Origin of the sequence: Sphingomonas sp., from assembly GCF_051962185.1 — a bacterium.
Taxonomy (GTDB): Bacteria; Pseudomonadota; Alphaproteobacteria; order Sphingomonadales; family Sphingomonadaceae; genus Sphingomonas.
In genome coordinates, this window is sequence record NZ_JBQCCN010000251.1 from 1 (window position 1) to 17,870 (window position 17,870).

16 protein-coding genes are annotated in these 17,870 nt (G+C 67.6%); 9 read left to right on the forward strand and 7 right to left on the reverse strand.

The features are described 5' to 3' along the window. On the forward strand, positions 1-954 hold a 954-nt coding region (locus ACTHJR_RS16080; protein WP_440524253.1), incomplete at its 5' end, for a hypothetical protein. A gap of 328 nt (positions 955-1,282) precedes the next feature. On the opposite strand, the gene ACTHJR_RS16085 is transcribed toward ACTHJR_RS16080, so the two are convergent. Continuing rightward, complete coding sequence (locus tag ACTHJR_RS16085) at positions 1,283-2,785, reverse strand: DUF4403 family protein (RefSeq protein ID WP_440524254.1); 1,503 nt, start codon at positions 2,783-2,785, stop codon at positions 1,283-1,285. Between the two features lie 135 nt (positions 2,786-2,920). Here ACTHJR_RS16085 and ACTHJR_RS16090 point away from each other — a divergent pair, with 135 nt between their 5' ends. Continuing rightward, complete coding sequence (locus ACTHJR_RS16090) at positions 2,921-3,436, forward strand: superoxide dismutase family protein (protein WP_440524255.1); 516 nt, start codon at positions 2,921-2,923, stop codon at positions 3,434-3,436. Positions 3,437-3,508: 72 nt separating this feature from the next. Here the strand turns inward: ACTHJR_RS16090 and thpR are convergent, their stop codons facing one another. Further along, positions 3,509-4,057 carry an RNA 2',3'-cyclic phosphodiesterase gene (gene thpR / locus ACTHJR_RS16095; RefSeq protein WP_440524256.1) on the reverse strand — a complete coding sequence of 183 codons (549 nt, stop codon included), beginning with the start codon at positions 4,055-4,057 and terminating at the stop codon, positions 3,509-3,511. Positions 4,058-4,187: 130 nt separating this feature from the next. Here thpR and ACTHJR_RS16100 point away from each other — a divergent pair, with 130 nt between their 5' ends. From ACTHJR_RS16100 to ACTHJR_RS16110, 3 genes are all read left to right on the forward strand, one after another. Continuing rightward, the gene (locus tag ACTHJR_RS16100; RefSeq protein WP_440524257.1) at positions 4,188-4,937 is read left to right on the forward strand and encodes a Bax inhibitor-1/YccA family protein; all 750 of its coding nucleotides are present in this window, start codon (positions 4,188-4,190) and stop codon (positions 4,935-4,937) included. A 113-nt stretch (positions 4,938-5,050) separates the two neighbouring features. Further along, positions 5,051-5,323 carry a hypothetical protein gene (locus tag ACTHJR_RS16105; RefSeq protein WP_440524258.1) on the forward strand — a complete coding sequence of 91 codons (273 nt, stop codon included), beginning with the start codon at positions 5,051-5,053 and terminating at the stop codon, positions 5,321-5,323. Between the two features lie 222 nt (positions 5,324-5,545). After that, positions 5,546-6,100 carry a hypothetical protein gene (locus tag ACTHJR_RS16110; RefSeq protein WP_440524259.1) on the forward strand — a complete coding sequence of 185 codons (555 nt, stop codon included), beginning with the start codon at positions 5,546-5,548 and terminating at the stop codon, positions 6,098-6,100. A 21-nt stretch (positions 6,101-6,121) separates the two neighbouring features. On the opposite strand, the gene ACTHJR_RS16115 is transcribed toward ACTHJR_RS16110, so the two are convergent. Then, positions 6,122-6,865: an extensin-like domain-containing protein gene (locus ACTHJR_RS16115; protein WP_440524260.1), complete on the reverse strand. Its 744-nt coding sequence runs from the start codon at positions 6,863-6,865 to the stop codon at positions 6,122-6,124. Then, complete coding sequence (locus ACTHJR_RS16120; protein WP_440524261.1) at positions 6,862-7,620, reverse strand: NUDIX hydrolase; 759 nt, start codon at positions 7,618-7,620, stop codon at positions 6,862-6,864. Before ACTHJR_RS16120 ends, ACTHJR_RS16115 begins: the two co-directional genes overlap by 4 nt. 247 nt (positions 7,621-7,867) lie before the next feature. On the opposite strand from ACTHJR_RS16120, the gene ACTHJR_RS16125 reads away from it, so the two are divergent. Continuing rightward, positions 7,868-10,411: an ATP-binding protein gene (locus tag ACTHJR_RS16125; protein WP_440524262.1), complete on the forward strand. Its 2,544-nt coding sequence runs from the start codon at positions 7,868-7,870 to the stop codon at positions 10,409-10,411. A gap of 52 nt (positions 10,412-10,463) precedes the next feature. Here ACTHJR_RS16125 and ACTHJR_RS16130 read toward each other — a convergent pair whose 3' ends face one another. Then, positions 10,464-11,951, reverse strand: a complete 1,488-nt coding sequence (locus ACTHJR_RS16130) for a S41 family peptidase (RefSeq protein WP_440524263.1) — start codon at positions 11,949-11,951, stop codon at positions 10,464-10,466. Between the two features lie 102 nt (positions 11,952-12,053). On the opposite strand from ACTHJR_RS16130, the gene dinB reads away from it, so the two are divergent. Beyond that, positions 12,054-13,130, forward strand: coding sequence for a DNA polymerase IV (gene dinB, locus ACTHJR_RS16135; RefSeq protein WP_440524264.1), 1,077 nt, complete (start codon positions 12,054-12,056; stop codon positions 13,128-13,130). 126 nt (positions 13,131-13,256) lie between these two features. Here the strand turns inward: dinB and ACTHJR_RS16140 are convergent, their stop codons facing one another. Both ACTHJR_RS16140 and ACTHJR_RS16145 read right to left on the reverse strand, forming a co-directional pair. Further along, on the reverse strand, positions 13,257-14,573 hold the full coding sequence (locus tag ACTHJR_RS16140) for a sensor histidine kinase (protein WP_440524265.1): 1,317 nt from the start codon (positions 14,571-14,573) through the stop codon (positions 13,257-13,259). Then, a complete protein-coding gene (locus ACTHJR_RS16145) occupies positions 14,563-15,942 on the reverse strand; it encodes a sigma-54-dependent transcriptional regulator (RefSeq protein WP_440524266.1) in 1,380 nt (459 codons plus the stop codon). The genes ACTHJR_RS16140 and ACTHJR_RS16145 overlap by 11 nt, the downstream gene beginning before the upstream one ends. Positions 15,943-16,322: 380 nt before the next feature. Between ACTHJR_RS16145 and ACTHJR_RS16150 the strand changes: the two genes are divergently transcribed. Together ACTHJR_RS16150 and ACTHJR_RS16155 are read left to right on the forward strand one after the other, a co-directional pair. Further along, the gene (locus ACTHJR_RS16150; RefSeq protein ID WP_440524267.1) at positions 16,323-16,547 is read left to right on the forward strand and encodes a hypothetical protein; all 225 of its coding nucleotides are present in this window, start codon (positions 16,323-16,325) and stop codon (positions 16,545-16,547) included. After that, the gene (locus ACTHJR_RS16155) at positions 16,544-17,869 is read left to right on the forward strand and encodes an efflux RND transporter periplasmic adaptor subunit (protein WP_440524268.1); all 1,326 of its coding nucleotides are present in this window, start codon (positions 16,544-16,546) and stop codon (positions 17,867-17,869) included. The genes ACTHJR_RS16150 and ACTHJR_RS16155 overlap by 4 nt, the downstream gene beginning before the upstream one ends. Position 17,870: the final 1 nt, after the last annotated feature.

The following is a 17,870-nucleotide window of genomic DNA, read 5'->3' on the forward strand; positions in this document are numbered from 1 at the left end:
CCGGAGCAGCCCTGCCGCGTGGTCGCCGACGTGCCCTCGATCCGCATCGACCCCGCCGCCGCCGCGCGGCTCGCGGAGATCGGGCTCGACCGCGCCGCGATCTTCGCGCGGATGCATGAGACGTCGGTTCCGGAGACCTCGGGCTGCTGGGCGACGCCGACCGGCAATTTCGACAGCCAGTTGATCTCGGTCGGAATGGCGCAGTGGAATTTCGGGACGGGCAGCCTGCAGCCGGTGCTCGCGGCGTGGCGCAAGCAGTTCCGGCACAAGCGCGATTTCAAGCGGGCGCGCACCGCGCTGGCGCCGACTTATGGCAAATTGCTGTTCTCGAAGGACTGCCTGGCGGTGCCGGTCGCGGGGAAATGCCGCGAGGCGATCCTGGCGGCGGAGGACGCCAAAGGCACGCTGTCGCCCGCGCTCGCCGCCGAGCTGACGGCCTTGTTCGAGAGCGACGCGATGCTCCAGGTGCAGACCGACGCCTATGTCGCCTTGCTCGATCAGGTGCGGCTCGACGTGCTCCGCATCTTCGCGGGCGAGACGATCACGCCGCGCAAGGTGCGCTGGGCGATCGACACCCGCGTGCAGCAGGGCGGCCTTCCCGCCGACGAGGACATCGCCCGGCTCCGCGCCAAGCTCGCCGCGATGCCCGCCGCCGAGCGCTGGCCGCGGCTGCGCGCGATCGTCGACTGGTACGGCGCGCTGGCGCGAACGATCGACGAGGACGGCATCGCGCGCGACTGGCCGTGGAATGTCGCGGTGTGGAATTGCCTGATCGACGCCGGGCGAATCGATCCCGAGCAATATGAGCTGATGCAGCTGACGTTCCTCAGGAGCCGTACCGCGATCGGCAATAGCGGGCGATGGCAGGCGCTGGCGTTCGAGCGCCGTGCGACGATCGTGCTGGGGGTAGGAAGTGTCAGCGGGGTGCGGACGGGGGCTTGCCCGGCGGGGTGAGGCTCGGGCGGGCTGTTCACGCGGACGCGCGGAGATTGCGGTTCGCGCAGAGGCGCCGAGGTCGCGGAGGGGAATAGGCTCGCCGGGTTGCCCCTGGGTGCGGCCAGGCCTGCCTTTGAAAGAGCGATGGCGCGACACCGGCTACCCACATCCTTCGTCATCCCGGCCTGGTGCCGGGATCCGCCGTGCCGCAGGCCTCGTCGACCGAGCGTCCGGCTTTTCCCTCGTATCTCTTGGATTCGGCATTAAGAATCGCAGCGCGAACCGTTGCGCTCCGAGCGGGACATTTTTTGGCCGTCGGGGCGTGCAGACCGCGTCCGGCCCTCGCTCACCGGTGCGGGCGATAGAGGATGCTGGCATTGCCGCGCGCCTCGACCGCCAGGAACAGGCCACGGCCGGTTACCGCGATGCGGCCGTGATGGACCTGGGTGATGGTCGCGGCGAGCTGGAAATCGCCTTGTTGCCGCTGCGCCAGCGCGCCGCGCGCCGCGGTCAGGACGTGGTCGTAATCCTTGGCGAAATTCTCGGTCAGCGCGGCCTGGATCGCGCCGACCGTGTCGGGATCGGTGAACAGCGCGGCGAGCAGGTCGACCGCCTGGCTGTCGCTCCTGGTCGCGATCTTGAGGTCGTCGACCCGGATCACCTCGGAATCGGGGTCGTTGAACGGCAATCCGGTCAGCCAGACCTGCCCGCGACGCTCTCCGAGGTAACCGCTTTGCAGCTTCGCCCGCACCGGCACGCCTACCGCCAGGCGCCCGCCTTTGGTCGCATAGATGGTGACATTGCCGAAGGTGACGTCGACCGGCCCCAGCTTGGGCAAGGTGATGCCGCGCGCGGCGCGCTTGGCCAGCGCGCGCTCGACCACCGGTTCGAGCTCGCCATAATCGGCCAGCACCGGGATGTTGAAGCGCAGTCCGTGCCCGCCGATCGCCGCCGACGCCGGGGGCAGGGGAGTCGGCTTGGGGGCGTCGGGCCGGATGCCGACGAAGGTTTCGGCCAGCGCCTCCGCGGCGACGGTCAGCGACAGGTTGCGACCCTGCACCCGATAACCCTGCACGCCGAGCCGCTGCGGCGTGATCCGCATCCATACCGGTGGATTGTCGCGATTGAGCAGCAAGGTGGCGAAGCCCTGGCGCCACGCCGCGGCGACCTTGTCGCGTGCCTGCACCTTGGCGAGTTGCTGCGGCAAGCTGCGCTCGAGCCCGGCGACCACGCCGGCGAGCTTGGCGTCGGCCTTGCTGACGAAAGTGATGCGCTTGCCCAGGATCGTCACGCCCGGCGGGTTGGTCCAGTCATAGGCGATGCGCACCGTCGCGGTCGGGCGCCAGGCGCTGGTCATGCTCAGCTTGGCCACCGCATGGACATCGGCGGCGCCGGTCGCGGTCTCGCGCTTGATGATGCCGCCGACATCCTTCGCGCTGACCGTGGCGCGGACCGGCAGCGAGATGGTCAGGTCCGCGCCGCTGCCGCCCAGCGCGATGCGGCCGCGCGTGACCTGGCCGACGATGCGGCACGACAGATCGGGCGTGACCTTCAATTTCTTGATGCCGATCCGGCAACTGCCGTCCTTGCGCTTGATCGCGCAGGCGGTGATGCGCTGCGCCGGCACGCATTTGTCCTCGCGCTGGTCGATCGACCACAAGGTCTGCGGCGTGGCGCGGTTGAGTTCGCCCTCCAGTTCGGCGAGCGGCACGCTGACCGGGACCACCAGCGTCGAGCCGAGCTGCGGGATGACCGGTGCCGAATCGACCCGCGGCGGGGTCGGGTCGTTCTCGTTCCGCCCACACGCCGCGAGCGGGATGATGAGGCATAGCAACCACTTGCCGCGCACGCTTCGCCCTCCCTGTCAGCCGCTGGATATCACGCGCGCGGCGCGGCGCGAGCGAAATTCGGGGCCGCGCCACGCTTGCGCAATGATCGTGCCGGGCCGATGATCGAGCCCTCACGGATCACAGGGAGAATCGGGATGCGCGGACTGGCGGCGATGATGGCGGTCGTACCGATGGTGGTGGCGGGCTATGCGGCCACCGCGGCGACGGCCGGGCGCATGGCGACGGCGACGCTGGCGACCGCGGCGGGCAAGAAGGTCGGCAAGGTCACGATCCGCGAAGTCCCGGGCGGCCTGAAGGTCTCGGTCACGGTCGACGGGCTGCCGGCCGGGATGCACGGCGCGCACCTCCATACGGTCGGCAAATGCGAGGGCCCGGACTTCGCCAGCGCCGGCGGCCATTGGAACCCGACCGGGATGAAGCACGGATCGATGAACCCGCAAGGGCCGCACGAAGGCGACATGCCCATTCTGACGGTCGGCGCGAACGGCCGCGGCGCGCTGACGACGACTCTGCCGGGGGCGAAGTTCGACGCGCTGCTGGATGCCGACGGCGCGGCGATGGTGATCCATGCGGCGGCCGACGATTTGAAGACCGACCCGTCGGGCAACAGCGGCGCGCGGCTGGCCTGCGGGGTGCTGGCGAAGGGGTGAGCCAGTCCTTAGCCCCTCCCCTGAAGGGGAGGGGCTTTTGATGTTGATCCAACTCCGGCCTCCGTGACTCGTTCACCCCCGATCGAGCGGCCACCGCGCCACCGCCTCGTAGCGCGCGCCCTCGCCGGTCAGATGGCTTTCATAGAGGATCAGGTGGCCGAGCTCGAATACCGGGCTGGCGAGCGCCGCATGGTCGGCGCGCCAGCGGTCGATCGCGGGGCCCCGGCCGGCGCTGCGCGGCAGCCTGGCGAGCGTGACGTGCGGCAGATAGGCGCGGCCTTCCGGCGTCAGGCCCAGCCGGACCAGCGCCTGGTCGACCTTCTTGTGCAGGCGGGTCAGTTCGTCGTGCGGTGTCACGCCGGCCCAGAGCGCATCGACGCGGCCGAGTTTGTCGAATGCCCCGACGCCGGCGATCGCCACGCGCGGTGCCGCGCCATGGACCTGGCCCAGCGCCAGCGCGACGTCCTCGGCAAGCGGGCGATCGATTTCGCCGATATAGCGGAGCGTGATGTGGAGCTGGTCGTCATCCTGCCATCGCGCCTGCGGGACGCCGGCCATCGCGACGGTCAGCAGATGGCGGATATCGGGAGGCGGGCGGAGCGCGACGAACAGGCGATGCATGGCGGAACGTGCTTAACGCATCCGCCGATTGTTTCCGAATGTTGCTGAGAGCGTGTTTCACTTGAATAGCGCACGGCGAGAGGCGATATTGGCCTCATCCGGCCATCGGGGCCGGGCAAAGGAGTTTTCGATGGCCAATTGGTCTGACCCCCGTCCTGGCCTGGCGCCTTTCGGCGCCGCCACCGACGCACGCGGCGCCGCGTACGACGCGGGGCTGCGGTCCTTCATGCTGTCCGTGTACAATTACATGGCCTCGGCGGTGCTGCTGACCGGCATCGTGTCGCTGGGCGTCGCCTATTCGGGCGCCTGGCGCGCGCTGGTGAATCTGCAGACCGGCGGGCTGTCGCCGCTCGGCTGGATCGTCGCGTTGGGGCCGCTCGGCATCGTCTTCGCGATGAGCTTCGGCCAGCAGCGCATGTCGACGAGCACGCTCCAGACGTTGTTCTGGACTTATGCCGCGTTGCTCGGCGCGTCGCTGTCGACGATCTTCATCGCCTATACCGCCTCGTCGATCGCCGGCGCATTCTTCGCCACGGCGGCGGGCTTCGCGGGATTGAGCCTGTGGGGTTATACCACCAAGCGCGATCTGTCGGCGGTCGGCACCTTCATGATCGTCGGCCTGGTCGGCCTGATCGTCGCGATGGTCGTCAATATGTTCCTGCAGTCGGGGCCGCTCGGCGTCGTCATCAGCGCCGTCGGCGTGCTGATCTTCGCCGGCCTGACCGCCTGGCACACGCAGCGGACCAAGGCGCTGTACAATTACGTCGCCGGCACCGCTGACGAGGGCCGGGTCAAGATCATGGCCGCGCTGCAGCTGTATCTCGACTTCATCAATATGTTCCTGTTCATCCTCCGCCTGTTCGGCTCGAGCCGCAACTAGTCGGACCACGACAGCGATCACGATGGGCCCGGCGGAGCGATCCGCCGGGCCTTTTCGTTGGAACACGACTCGCCTCCGCCACGTTTTGCCTGCGTAACCATCAGGAGGGTAAGATGACCGACCATCCCACGGTCGATCGCGACGACCAGGGCACCGCCGAGCAAGTGGCGCAGGACCCGCGCCAGGATGCCGGGCAGGACAAATCGATCGAGAAACGACTCGAAAAGAATCCGGAAAACGAGGATGCGCAGCTCGACCGTGGGCTGGACGAGTCGATGGACGCCTCCGACCCGCCCTCGGCCACCCAGCCGGGCGATTCCGGCGAGCCGCCCAAGTCGTCGGGCTTCGACGAAGCGGCGGAAGCCGAGCGGCAGCAGGATAGCTGATCTTCCATGCGCGGCCGGCCCGCCCCGGCCGCGTAACGAACCGTTGCCTAAATCCCTCACTTATTGACCGATCCACAGCTTTGCGACGCTTCGTCGCAAACTTTGTTGCGCCGCAACAGGTTCCGTGATTCCATCCTTAACGCGGGGCGACGGGGCGTTAAGCATGGCGTTAACCATCTGGGCGCATGATCCCTCGCATTGGTAGCGGGTGGGGTGTTCGAGATGAGTGCCAGCAAGAGACCGGCCGATGGCGCGATGACATTGGCCGAGATCAAGGAATTCGCGGGATTTTCCGCAGCGACGCAGCGTTATCTGCGGCGTAGCCTGGATGTCGGGCTCGATCGCGAGGATGCGCTGACGCGCTGGTCGCGCGATACGGTGGAGGCGGCGTCAATCCGCGCGCAGGCGCGGGTGTACGAACGGCTCGACGAAATTCGCGTGATGGTGCCCGACGACAGCGGGCTCGACTCGGTCGAGATCTTCATGGCGCCGCTGATCACGGTGACCGCGTTCGACCTGGGGCAGGGGCGGCTGACCAGCTTCTCGGCCTATCGCTTCCTCTACGAGCGGTTGATCGGGGCCGAGGTTCGGCCGTGGCTGCCAGGCGCGTTCTGCGCCGCTGCCGCCTTGCCGCATCTCCATCCGGACCTGCGGCGCAAGCTGCTGCAATCGATCAGCGAGGCGGCAGCGACGGCGTCGGGCTGGTCGAACCGCCAGCCGAGCTTCTTCCCGGCCTGGGTCGAGAAGGTCGAGACCGGGACGCCGCTTCCCAACTGAATACTTTCCGCGGGTCTGTCCTTACCGGCAGGCCCGCCATCCGCCGCGCGGCTGCTCGTCGAGATGCAGGTGATCGTGATGCGCGGCATTGTAGTCGGGTGACAGCGTCGTCGAGAACAGGCCGCATGCCCCATCGCGGACATCGCGGAGGAACGCCGCTTCCTCATCCTCTCCCCGCCAGTCGCGCGCCACGGTGATCCGCCGCCCGTCCGCCAGCACGAACCCCGCGATATCGATCGCACGCGCATAGGAATGCTGGCTGAGATGGGTGCTGCCCGCGATGGGGCGGCAATTGTACGTTCCGAAATGCTCGAAGGTGACGACCCGGCTGCCGAAATGGCGCAAGGCGGCCGGCTGGACCACATTCCACTCCCACATCGACAGCGCGGCGGCGACCGGGCAGGCCATGCCGGGCTTGGCGGGATCGAACCCGATCGTCCGCGCCCCGCCGGGATCGAGCCGAACGGCATCGGCATAGCCGCATTGCCCCTTTTCGACCGGCTCGAGTTCGGCGAAGCGCACGCCGGCGCGGGTCAGCAGCGAGCGGCACAGCGGATAATCGTCATCGAGCGCGGCGAGCTTGGCGCCGGTGAACCAGCCGACCGGCTGGCCGAGGTCGAGCGGCGTCCAGGGCAGGTCCTGCGGGCGGTTGCGGAAATGGAGGAATGCAAGCCCGAGCGCGAACAGCGCCGCAATGATCCCGAGACTGGCCCAGCCACGCCGCGCGGCGGCCCGGCGCCCGCGGCGCCCGCGGCGGCGTGTCATCCCCGCACCGCGGCGGTCAGGACTTCGCTTGCGACCGGATAGCCGAGGTCGTCGGGAATGCAGAGGTGGGGCACGCCGTCGCGTACTTCGCTCCACGGCGTGATCGTGCGCGGCGGGAAAGCATGCGCGGCGGCGACCGCTTCGTCGAAACTGGCATATTGCGCCAGCCGCTCGAGATTGCGGCGGGTCGGGAAGATCACCGTCGCGCGGCCGGCATCGCAATCGGCCAGCACTTGCGCGGCGCTGGCCCAGAACAGCCGGACGTTCTCGGTCGCGTCGACCGTCGCCGCGGCGACGTCCCGGGGGGCGCGCGCGAGGTAGAAGCGCGTGTCGAAGATCCGCAAATGAGCATGGGCCGGCAGCCACCGCGCGAACCAGGTCAGCGCGTCGAGATCGAGCGCCAGGCCATGGCGATCGAGCAGGACGCCGAGCGTCTCGCCGGCATGGAGTCCTGCTCGCAACGCGGTCAGCGTCGCCGCGTCGGGCATTGGAGTCAGTCCGACGGGAACTCCCGCTTCCTCGATCGTCTCGCGGATCGCCGCGATGCGCGAGGGCATATCCTCATGGTCGCCGCCGAGCTCGGCGGCGAGCGCGCGGTCGCCGGGATCGACCCGGCCGCCGGGAAAGACCAGGGCTCCGCCCGCGAACACCATCGCCTTGGCGCGCTCGACCATCAGGATGTCGGGCGGCGCGCCGGCGCGGTCGCGCATCAGGACCAGGGTGGCGGCGGAAATGGGGGGCTGGATGTCCGACATCGTCACCAACTTAGCCCGCGGCGATCCTACCGCAACCTTTTGCAACCCGTCTCGTTCTGTGCCCCAATGACCCGCAGGGACTGCGACGAGGGAGGGAAATCTGGTCGACGAACAGAGGGGCAGCCGGCCGGATTTCATCGACAGCGGCGGGGAAATAACGGCACTCATCGCCGACTACGATTGGGCGAGCACGTCGATCGGCGGCATCGACAGCTGGCCGCAAAGCCTCAAGACCACGATCAGTTTCATGGTGCGCTCGCCTATCCCGCTCGTCCTCTTGTGGGGCGAGGAAGGCATCATGATCTACAACGATGCCTATTCCGAGTTCGCGGGCCAGCGCCACCCGGCCTTGCTCGGCAGCCGGGTGCGCGAAGGCTGGCCCGAGGTCGCCGATTTCAACGACAATGTCATGAAGGTCGGGCTGGCCGGCGGCACGCTGACCTATCGCGACCATGTGCTGACCCTCGATCGCCAGGGTCGGTTCGAGGAAGTGTGGCTCGACCTCGGCTATTCGCCGGTGATCGACGAGAGCGGCAAGCCCGGCGGCGTGCTGGCGATCGTGGTCGAAACGACCGAGCGCGTGCTGGCGAGCAAGCGCAAGGAAGCGGAGGCGGAACGCCAGCGCCGCCAGTTCGAGCAGGCCCCGGGCTTCATCATCACCATGACCGGCCCCGATCATGTCATCGGCTTCGTCAATGAGGCGCACCGCCGGGTGTTCGGCAGCGACGACTGGGTCGGCAAGTCGATCCGGGAGGCCTTTCCGAGCATTGCCGGCCAAGGGTTCTTCGAGGCGCTCGACCAGGTCTATCGCACCGGCGAGCCGGTCGAGTTCGACGCCACCGAGGTCCGCTATCGCCGCGCGCCCGACGCCGAGGAGGAGGTACGGCGGCTGACCTTCATCTATTCGCCGGTCGTCGACGATGCCGGGCGCGTGACCGGGACGTTTTGCGAAGGATTCGACGTCACCGAACAGCATCGCGCGCACCAGATGCTCGAACACACCGCGCGCAATCTCGAGACGATCAACCGTATCGGCAGCGCGATCGCCGCGCAGCTCGATACCGACACGGTCGTCCAGATGGTCACCGATGCCGGGGTGGAGCTGTCGGGCGCGCAATTCGGCGCGTTCTTCTACAACGTCATCAACGCGGCCGGAGAGAGCTATATGCTCTACACGATCTCGGGCGTCGACCGCGCCGAGTTCGACAAATTTCCGATGCCGCGCAATACGCCGATCTTCGGACCGACGTTCGAGGGCAGCGGGGTAGTACGCTCCGGTGATATCCTGGCCGATCCGCGCTACGGCACGATGGATACCTATCACGGTATGCCGCCGGGGCATTTGCCGGTCCGGTCGTATCTGGCGGTGCCGGTGGTGTCGCGCTCGGGCGAAGTGCTGGGCGGGCTGTTCTTCGGCCATGGCGAGACCGGTCGTTTCGAGGATCGCCACGAGCAATTGCTGGTCGGCATCGCCGGCCAGGCCGCGGTCGCGATCGACAATGCGCGGCTCTATCAGGCGGCGCAGCGCGAACTGGCCGAGCGGCGGCGGGTCGAGGACGAGTTGCGCGAGCTCAACCAGGGGCTGGAGGATCGCATCGCCGCGGCGATCGACGAGCGCGAGGTCGCGCAGGAAGCGTTGCGGCAATCGCAGAAGATGGAATCGATCGGTCAGCTGACCGGCGGCATCGCGCATGATTTCAACAATTTGCTGACCGTCATTACCGGCAACGTCGAGGCGGCGAAGCGCCATGTCGGCGACCAGGCGGAGGCGCGGGTGCAACGCGCCCTGGGCAATGCCCTGATCGGTGCCGAACGCGCGGCGACGCTGACCCAGCGCCTGCTCGCTTTCTCCCGACGCCAGCCGCTCAACCCGCGCCCGCTCGAGCCCAACAAATTGGTCATGGGCATGTCCGAGCTGCTCCACCGCACGCTGGGCGAAGTGGTCGCGGTCGAAACCGTGCTCGCGGCGGGATTGTGGCAGGTCGAGGCCGACGCCAACCAACTCGAAAACGCCATCCTCAACCTGGCGGTCAATGCCCGAGACGCGATGCCGGAGGGCGGCAAGGTCACGATCGAGACCGCCAACACTCATTTCGACCAAGCCTATGTCGCCGCCAATGCCGGCGTATTGCCGGGCCAATATGTCATGATCTGCGTGTCCGACACCGGCATGGGAATGGATGCCGACACGCTCGGCCGGGTGTTCGAGCCGTTCTTCACGACCAAGGATGTCGGCAAGGGGACCGGGCTCGGCCTGTCGATGGTCTATGGCTTCGTCAAGCAATCGGGCGGCCACATCAAAGTCTATTCCGAGCCCGGCGAGGGCACCACGGTGCGGATATATTTGCCCCGCCTGATCGGCGAGACGGTGCCCGACGACGCCCGCGGCCAGGACGTGCCGGTGCCCGAGGGGTCGCGCGATGAGACCATCCTGGTCTGCGAGGACGATGACGACGTCCGCGCCTATACGGTCGAGGCGTTGCGCGAACTCGGCTATCGCGTGCTCGAAGCGCACGACGGCCAGTCGGCGCTGCGCCTGCTCGATCGCCAGGAAGGACCGGTCGACCTGTTGTTCACCGACGTCGTTCTGCCTGAGGGCATGACCGGCGCTACCGTCGCGGTGGAGGCGCGCCGGCTACGGCCGGAGATCAAGGTGCTGTTCACCACCGGCTATGCGCGCAACGCGATCGTCCATCACGGCCGGCTCGACCCCGGCGTCGAGCTGATCACCAAGCCGTTCGCTTATTCGGACTTGGCCGCGCGGATCCGCGACCTGCTCGATCGCGGATAGCATCAAATCGCCCCTTTCCTGAAGGGGAGGGGCTGCCGAGAGTCGCGAAGCCTCAGAACAGTCCTGGCACCTCGCGCTGGCGCGTCGAGGGACGATTGGGCGACAGCAGTTCGCGCGACTGCAGCATCACCGAAGGTGCCTTGCTCGCTTGCGACGACGTGCCCGACGTACTGGCGCTGGCGGTCACCGGCGTGCAGCTTTTGCCTTCGAGATAATCGAGCGCGCGGCGCGTCGATTGCTCGCGCGCGTCGCCGAGCTGGTACGAGATGTCGTCGCCCGCCTGGCAGCTGGCTTCCATGAACGAGGCGAGGCCGTCGTAATAAGCGCCGTTGTGCGCGGCGTTCTGGATCGCGAAGGCGATGATGCGGAATCGGTCGTCGCAGGCGCTATTGTCGATCGCGATCTGGCCGACCGGCTTGCCATAGGTGTTGCTGCCGATCAGGCCGGCATTGGCATGGAGATAGGGTACCATGCCGTTGATGACCAACTCGCTGGCCGACGCCGTGCCGCCGCCGCCGATGAACGCGACCTTGGTCGGCGCGATCGATTGCGACATGACCTGGAACGTGTGGTTGCTGTTCTCCGCCGACTTCTCGGGGCGGAAGGTCATATATTCCCACACATCGGTCGGCAGCCGGTTGGCCCCCATCAGGTCGCCCATCAGATCGGCGACCGAGATCAGGCCGCCGCCATTGTAGCGCAAATCGACGATGATCTTGGTGATGCCCGCACTGCGCAATTGCAGGAACGCGTCCTTGAGTGGCTGCTCGGCCGGGTTGATGAAGGTCCGCAGATTGATGTAGCCGAACTGCTCCCCGCCATCATTGATGATCTTGAAGCCATAGCGGGTCGACACCGGGTCGAGCTCGAAATCGGTCTTGGTAACGGTGACCACGCTCGTCGTGCCGCTCGGGTTCGTCACGCGCAGGACGCGCGCGGTACCCGCGGTGTCGGGGCCGAGCGCGTTGACCAGCGCGGTGGTGTCGCCGCCCGAGATCAGGCTGCTGACGTTGACCAGATTCGACGTCGACGTGCCGATCGCGACAATCTCCCATCCGCGGTCGATTCCGGCCTGGAGCGCCGGTCCGTTCTCGAATGATTCGGTCACGAACAGGCGGTTGTCGGGGGTCAGGCCGAGGCGGACGCCGAAACCGGCGCTCGATCCCGAATTGTAATAGGCGTTCTCCTCGGCGATCGAGGTCATGTAGGTGAAATAGCGGTCCTTGTGCTGAGCTCGCGCGGTGGCGGTCAGCGCGTCGACATAATCCTCGACCGACGCATAGGGCGTCGGATCGAGACTGGCCGGCAGCGTGTCGGGGAACAGATACCATTCCTTGAGCTGGGCGAAGGCCCAGTTCTGGCGCTCACGCAGCGAGCAGCCCGAGGCGGTCGGCGTGGGAGTCGCGGTCGGCGTGGGGGTGGGCGTCGGCGTACTGCCCGTCCCGCTCGCATAGCCGCCGCTTCCGCCGCCGCCGCAGCTCGACACCATGGCCAGCGCAGCGATCGCGCTCAAGCTTTTGCCGACGCGGCTGTTCCTCATACGACCCCCTTTTTCACTCGACGCCCCTTGCGAGCCCCGTCTGCATCCTGCCCGCGACGCGAACGGTTGCCAAGGGCCTGACGTCGCGGCATTTCGTCCATTATGACGCGCAAGATCATCCATATCGACATGGATGCCTTTTTCGCCTCGGTCGAACAGCGCGACGACCCGGCGTTGCGCGGGCGGCCGGTGGCGGTCGGGTCGGCGACCGGACGCGGCGTAGTCGCGGCGGCGAGCTACGAGGCGCGCAAGTTCGGCGTGCGATCGGCAATGCCGTCGGTGGTGGCGTTGCGCCGCTGCCCGGACCTGATTTTCGTGCCGCATCGCTTCGACGTCTATCGCAGCGTCTCGCGCCAGATCCGCGACATCTTCGAACATTACACGCCGCTGGTCGAGCCGCTGTCGCTCGACGAGGCCTATCTCGACGTCACCGCCAATCTGCGCGGCTTGCCCTCGGCTACCGCGACCGCGAACGAGATTCGCGCGCGCATCCTGGAGGCGACGCGGCTCACCGCCTCGGCCGGAATCTCGTACAACAAATTCCTCGCCAAGCTTGCCTCGGATCACAACAAGCCCAACGGCCAGTTCGTCATCCCGCCCGGCACCGGCGGCGATTTCGTCGCCGGATTGGAAGTCGGGCGCTTCCACGGCATCGGTCCGCGTACCGCCGAAAAGCTCAACCGGCTGGGCATCGTCACCGGCGCCGATCTGCGCGCGCGCGATCCCACTTTCCTGCAGGCGCATTTCGGCAAATCGGGCCTATGGTACCACAAGATCGCGCACGGTGAGGACGACCGCGAGGTGACTCCCGACCGCCCGCGCAAGTCGTCGGGGTCGGAGACGACGTTCGAGACCGACCTGACGACGCCCGAACAAGTGACCGAACAGGTCCGCCGCATGGCCGACCAGGTCTGGGCGTGGTGCGAACGCACCAGGACCACCGGCAAGACCGTGGTGGTGAAAGTGCGCTACGCCGATTTCCGCATCGTCACGCGCAGCAAGACGCTGGGCAGCGCGGTCGCGAGCCATGCCGATCTGATCGGCGTGGCGGAGCGGCTGGTGGCGACGCTGTATCCGTTGCGGGCCGGGATCAGGCTGGTCGGGGTGACGCTGGCGACCCTGGAGGAAGAAGGGGCGGGGGAGCCAGAGCTGGACCTCCTTTCCGAAACCCCAGGGTAAACGCCTCCCCGGCGAAGGTCGGGACCGGTTTCGTGCCCTGCATTGCGTAGGATATCGCTTGGTCACTCGATTCGCCGCAGCTCGGCCGCGGCCTTCGCCGGGGAAGCGTATAGGATCGGCTCCCGACTATCGAACGAACAACCGGAATTCCGCGCCGCCTTCCGGGCCTTCGCCGACCTCGATCGTCCAGCCGTGCGCGATGACGATCTGCCGCACCAGGTTGAGGCCGACGCCGGTGCCTTTCGCCCGGGTGGTGAAGAACGGCAGGAAGATGTCGCTGCGCATCGCCTCGGGGACGCCGGAGCCGCGATCGGCGACCAGGATGCGCATACCCGCGGCGTCGCCCAGCAGGCTGAGATCGACCTGCAGATGCTCGCCGCGCTCGCGCGTCGCTTGCGCGGCATTGCGCAACAGATTGATCAGCGCCTGGGCGAGCAGATCGGGGTCGGCGTCGAGATGGAGATCGGGCGTGACCTCGACGGTCAGGACGATATCGGGCCATTCGGCGGCGAACAGCCGTTCGAGATCGCGGACGAAGGGACTCGCGCGGAAATGCTGGCGGCGCGGTTCGGGCACGTGCGCGACGGCGCGATACGAGCGGATGAAATATTCCAGCCCCTCCGCCCTGCGCGCGAGCGTGCCGGCGGCGGTGCGGGCGAGGTCGAGATCGGGCTGTGGCTCGGCCAATACCTCCGCCGTGCTCGACGCCAGCGAGGTCACCGGAGTCAGCGAATTGAGGATCTCGTGGGTCAGGACGCGGACCAGGTCGGTCTGCGCCGCCATCTCGATCGCGTCGAGCGTCCCCTGGACCGGTTCGACGGTGATCGCCCGCGTGGTCAACCCGAGCCGCTCGAGCGACGCGTTGCGGACGATCGCGCGTTGCGGGCCGGTCGGCGACCGCAGCAGCAGCAATTCCGCCGCCGGCGCGGTGCCGTCGGCGAGCCGCGCCGCGAAGGTCTCGCCATAAACCCGGAAATCCCGCGGCCGCGTACCCTCATGCGTCGCGAACAATCGTCGTGCGGCCTTGTTGACCAGGGTCACGCCATGCTCGTCGTCGACCGTCAGTAATGCCACTGGGACATCGTCGGTCAGAGCCTCCAGGAATCGCAATTCCTCGATCGTGCGATCGCGCTGATCCTGCAGCCCGCGCATCGCCTGATCGAGCGCGCGCCCGAGCTTGTCGAAGCCGGCGCCGCCGCGCCCGTCGAACCGCGTCGTGAAATCGCCGTAGCGCAAGGCCTCGACGAACCGCGCGACGGTGCGGTTGGTGCGGTCGATATGATCGAGCAGGCCTGCGACCATGCCGATCACCAGCAGGCCGGCGACGATCCTGACCGCCGCGAGGCCGGGCGTGGCGACCGCGATCGCCAGGCCGATCAGCGCGAGCAGGCAGGCAAGCAGCCAGCCGACCAGGATCAGCGCGAAGCGGCGGTCAAAGCCCATGCTTCTCCATCCGGCGATAGAGCGCGGCGCGCGATACGCCGAGCTCATGCGCCGCGGCCGAGATATTGTAGCCGTGCTTCCTCAACGCCTCCTCGACCAGTCGCCGCTCGACGCGGTCGAGATTGAGATCGGCGGCCACCGGTTCGGCGGTGAGATGCGGCCGGGGCGACGACGCGAGCGGAAAGGCGTCGGGGCCGAGCGGCTCGTCGCCCGCCAGGATCACCGCGCGCTCGACCGCGTGGCGCAAGGCGCGGACGTTGCCGGGCCAGTCGTGCGCGACCAGCGCACCCAAGGCTTCGGGCGCGAGTTCGGGGCGCTCGCGCCGATAGCGGTCGGCGTAGTGGCTGAGGTAATGGTCGATCAATGCCGGCACATCCTCGCGGCGATCGCGCAGCGGCGGCAAGTCGATCTCCACCGTGTTGAGCCGGAACAGCAGATCCTGACGGAAGTGCCGCTCGTCGCGCAGCATCGCCTGGGTCATGTTGGTCGCCGCGATCACGCGGATGTCGACCGGTACCGCCTTGTTGGCGCCGACCGGCGTGACCTGGCGCTGCTCGAGCACGGTCAGCAACTTCGGCTGGAGGTGCAGCGGTAGGTTGCCGATCTCGTCGAGGAACAAGGTGCCGCCGTCGGCCGCCTGGATGCGCCCGACACGATCGCTGCGCGCATCGGTGAAGGCGCCCTTCACATGGCCGAACAATTCGGAATCGATCAGCTCGGTAGCGATCGCGCCCAGGTCGACCGTCACCATCTCGCGGTCGGCGCGGAGCGATTGCTGGTGCAGCGCGCGCGCCACCAATTCCTTGCCGGTGCCGTTCTCGCCCAGCACCAGCACATTGGCTTCGGTCGGTGCGGCGCGCGCGATCAGCGAATGGACGCGCGCCATCGCGGGCGCGTTGCCGATCAGCGGCGAGGGGCCGCGTGCGGGCAGGGAAGGCTCGGGCGATGGAGCGGGCGCATCGGCGGCCGCGCGCGAACGCCGCAGCGCCGCCGCGGTGCGCACGGTCTGGACCAGCCGCTCGTTTTCCCATGGCTTCGACACGAAATCGGTGGCGCCGCGCTTCATCGCCTCGACCGCGACATTCACCCCGGCGTGCGCGGTGATCATCACCACGATCGCCTCGGGATCGCTGGCGAGCAGCCGGTCGAGCAACGCCAGCCCTTCGCGCGCATCGGTCGCGCCGCGCGCGAAATTGGCGTCGAGCAGGATGACGTCGGGCTGACGCCCGGCGGTTGCCGCGACCGCGCGCTCGGGCGAGGACACGGTGATCAACTCGCGGAACAGCCCGCGCAGCGCCAGCCGCGCCGCGACCAGAATGTCCTCGTCGTCGTCGACGATGATGCAGAGATCGAATTCCGGCGTCCCCATTGACCGCTTCCGTACAGCTGGTGTCCGGAACCGGACAATCAAAATCCGTGCCAGTGGGTTGGGGGAGGGCGGCAACATGGAGCGCGGACAAGAGAAAGCGCGAGCCGGTTGCCCAACCCCCCAACCGTCACCCCGGCCTGTGCCGGGGTCTGCCGGGCCCCAGTCATGGTCGCCGTGAAGTGCGCGTACCTCTCAAGGGCATGTCGAGCCTGTCGCGGCGCCGACCGCGTCGCGAGCGCCTCGCGACCATGATTGCGGGCAGGGCGGATCCCGGCACAAGACCGGGATGACGGTGGGACAAGAGGCGCGACCCCCCACAAAACCCACTTGGCACGCATCCTGCTGAAGGGACGGCATAACCAACAAGGTGGACAGAACCGATGAAAGACACGGCAGCCAACCGCAAACTCCTCGTGGTGCTCGCGTTCCTCGGCGCGAGCTGGCTGCTGTTCTTTCCGCCGGCGTCGCACTGGAGCGCCGCGATCCAGATTTCCTCGGTCCGGATCGCGTTCTCGCTCCAGAGCGACACTGTCCGTTTCCGGACGCCAGTGTCCGGAAACGGACATTCTTTATTCCTGCTGCAGGTCGGGAGCCAGAATTCGTGAGCATTGCGCCCTTGAAAGCGGCGGCGCCCGCCACCGCTGACCGCGCGGTCAGCGGAAGCCAGATGGACAAGGTGGTCGAGCGCCGCGGCCTGTCGCGCAATGTGAAGATCGCGATCGGCGCGGCCGGCGCGCTGGTGCTCGTCTTGCTGTTCTGGTGGTTCATGCCCGGCGCGGGGTCGCAGACCGTGACCAAGAACCGCCTGACCATCTCGACCGTGCAGACCGGCCGCTTCGAGGATTTCATCCCGCTGCGCGCCAAGGTCACGCCGCTGCTCACCGTCTATATCGACTCGATCGAGGGCGGCCGGGTCGACAAGGTATTGGTCGAGGACGGCACGGATGTCGCCGCCGGCGAGCCCATCGCGGTCCTGTCCAACGCCGAGCTTCAGCTCTCGACCCTGGCTCGCCAGACCGAAGTCGAGCAGCAGATCAACAACATGCGCAGCCAGGAGCTCGCGCTGTCGCAGACCCGCCTGTCGAACGAGCGCGCGATCCTCGACGCCGAACTCGCGCTGACCACGGCGCGCCGTCAGTATGAGCGCGAAGCGCCGCTCGCCGCCAAGGGCTATGTCTCGGGCAAGCAGTTCAGCGACACCACCGACAATTACCAATATCAGCAGCGCCGTCTCGCGGTACTCAAGCGCAGCCAGGCGAGCGACGAGCGGTTGCAGTCGGGCCAGCTCGATCAGCAGAAGTCGTCGATGAAGTCGATGTCGGCGGGGCTTGGCATCGCCCGCGCCAATCTCGACGCGCTCAACCTGCGCGCGCCGGTGGCCGGCAAATTGTCGGGCTTCTCGATCCAGATCGGCCAGTCGCTGCAGCGCGGCGAGCGGATCGGCCAGATCGACTCGCCGGGCCGCAACAAGCTCCAGGCCGGGGTCGACGAATTCTACCTCGGCCGGGTCCAGGTCGGCCAGTCGGCGAGCGTCGACTGGAACGGCAAGACCTTCCGCGCCCGCGTCACCAAAATCTATCCTCAGGTGCAGAACGGCCAGTTCCAGGTCGACCTGCAATTCCTCGGCGACGAGCCGCAAGGCGTGCAGCGCGGCCAGACGCTGCAGGCCAAGCTGACGCTGGGTGATCCCGCCCCGGCCAAATTGATCCCGAACGGCGCTTTCTACAACGAAAGCGGCGGCGCCTATGTCTTCGTCGTCGCCCCCGACGGCAATACCGCGGTCAAGCGGCAGGTCCGGCTCGGCCGCCGCAATCCCGATTACATCGAAGTGCTCGACGGGCTCGATCCTGGCGAGCGCGTCATCACCAGCCCCTACACCGGTTTCGCCGACAAGGACCGGCTCGACCTTTCGAACGCGAAGGAGTGAA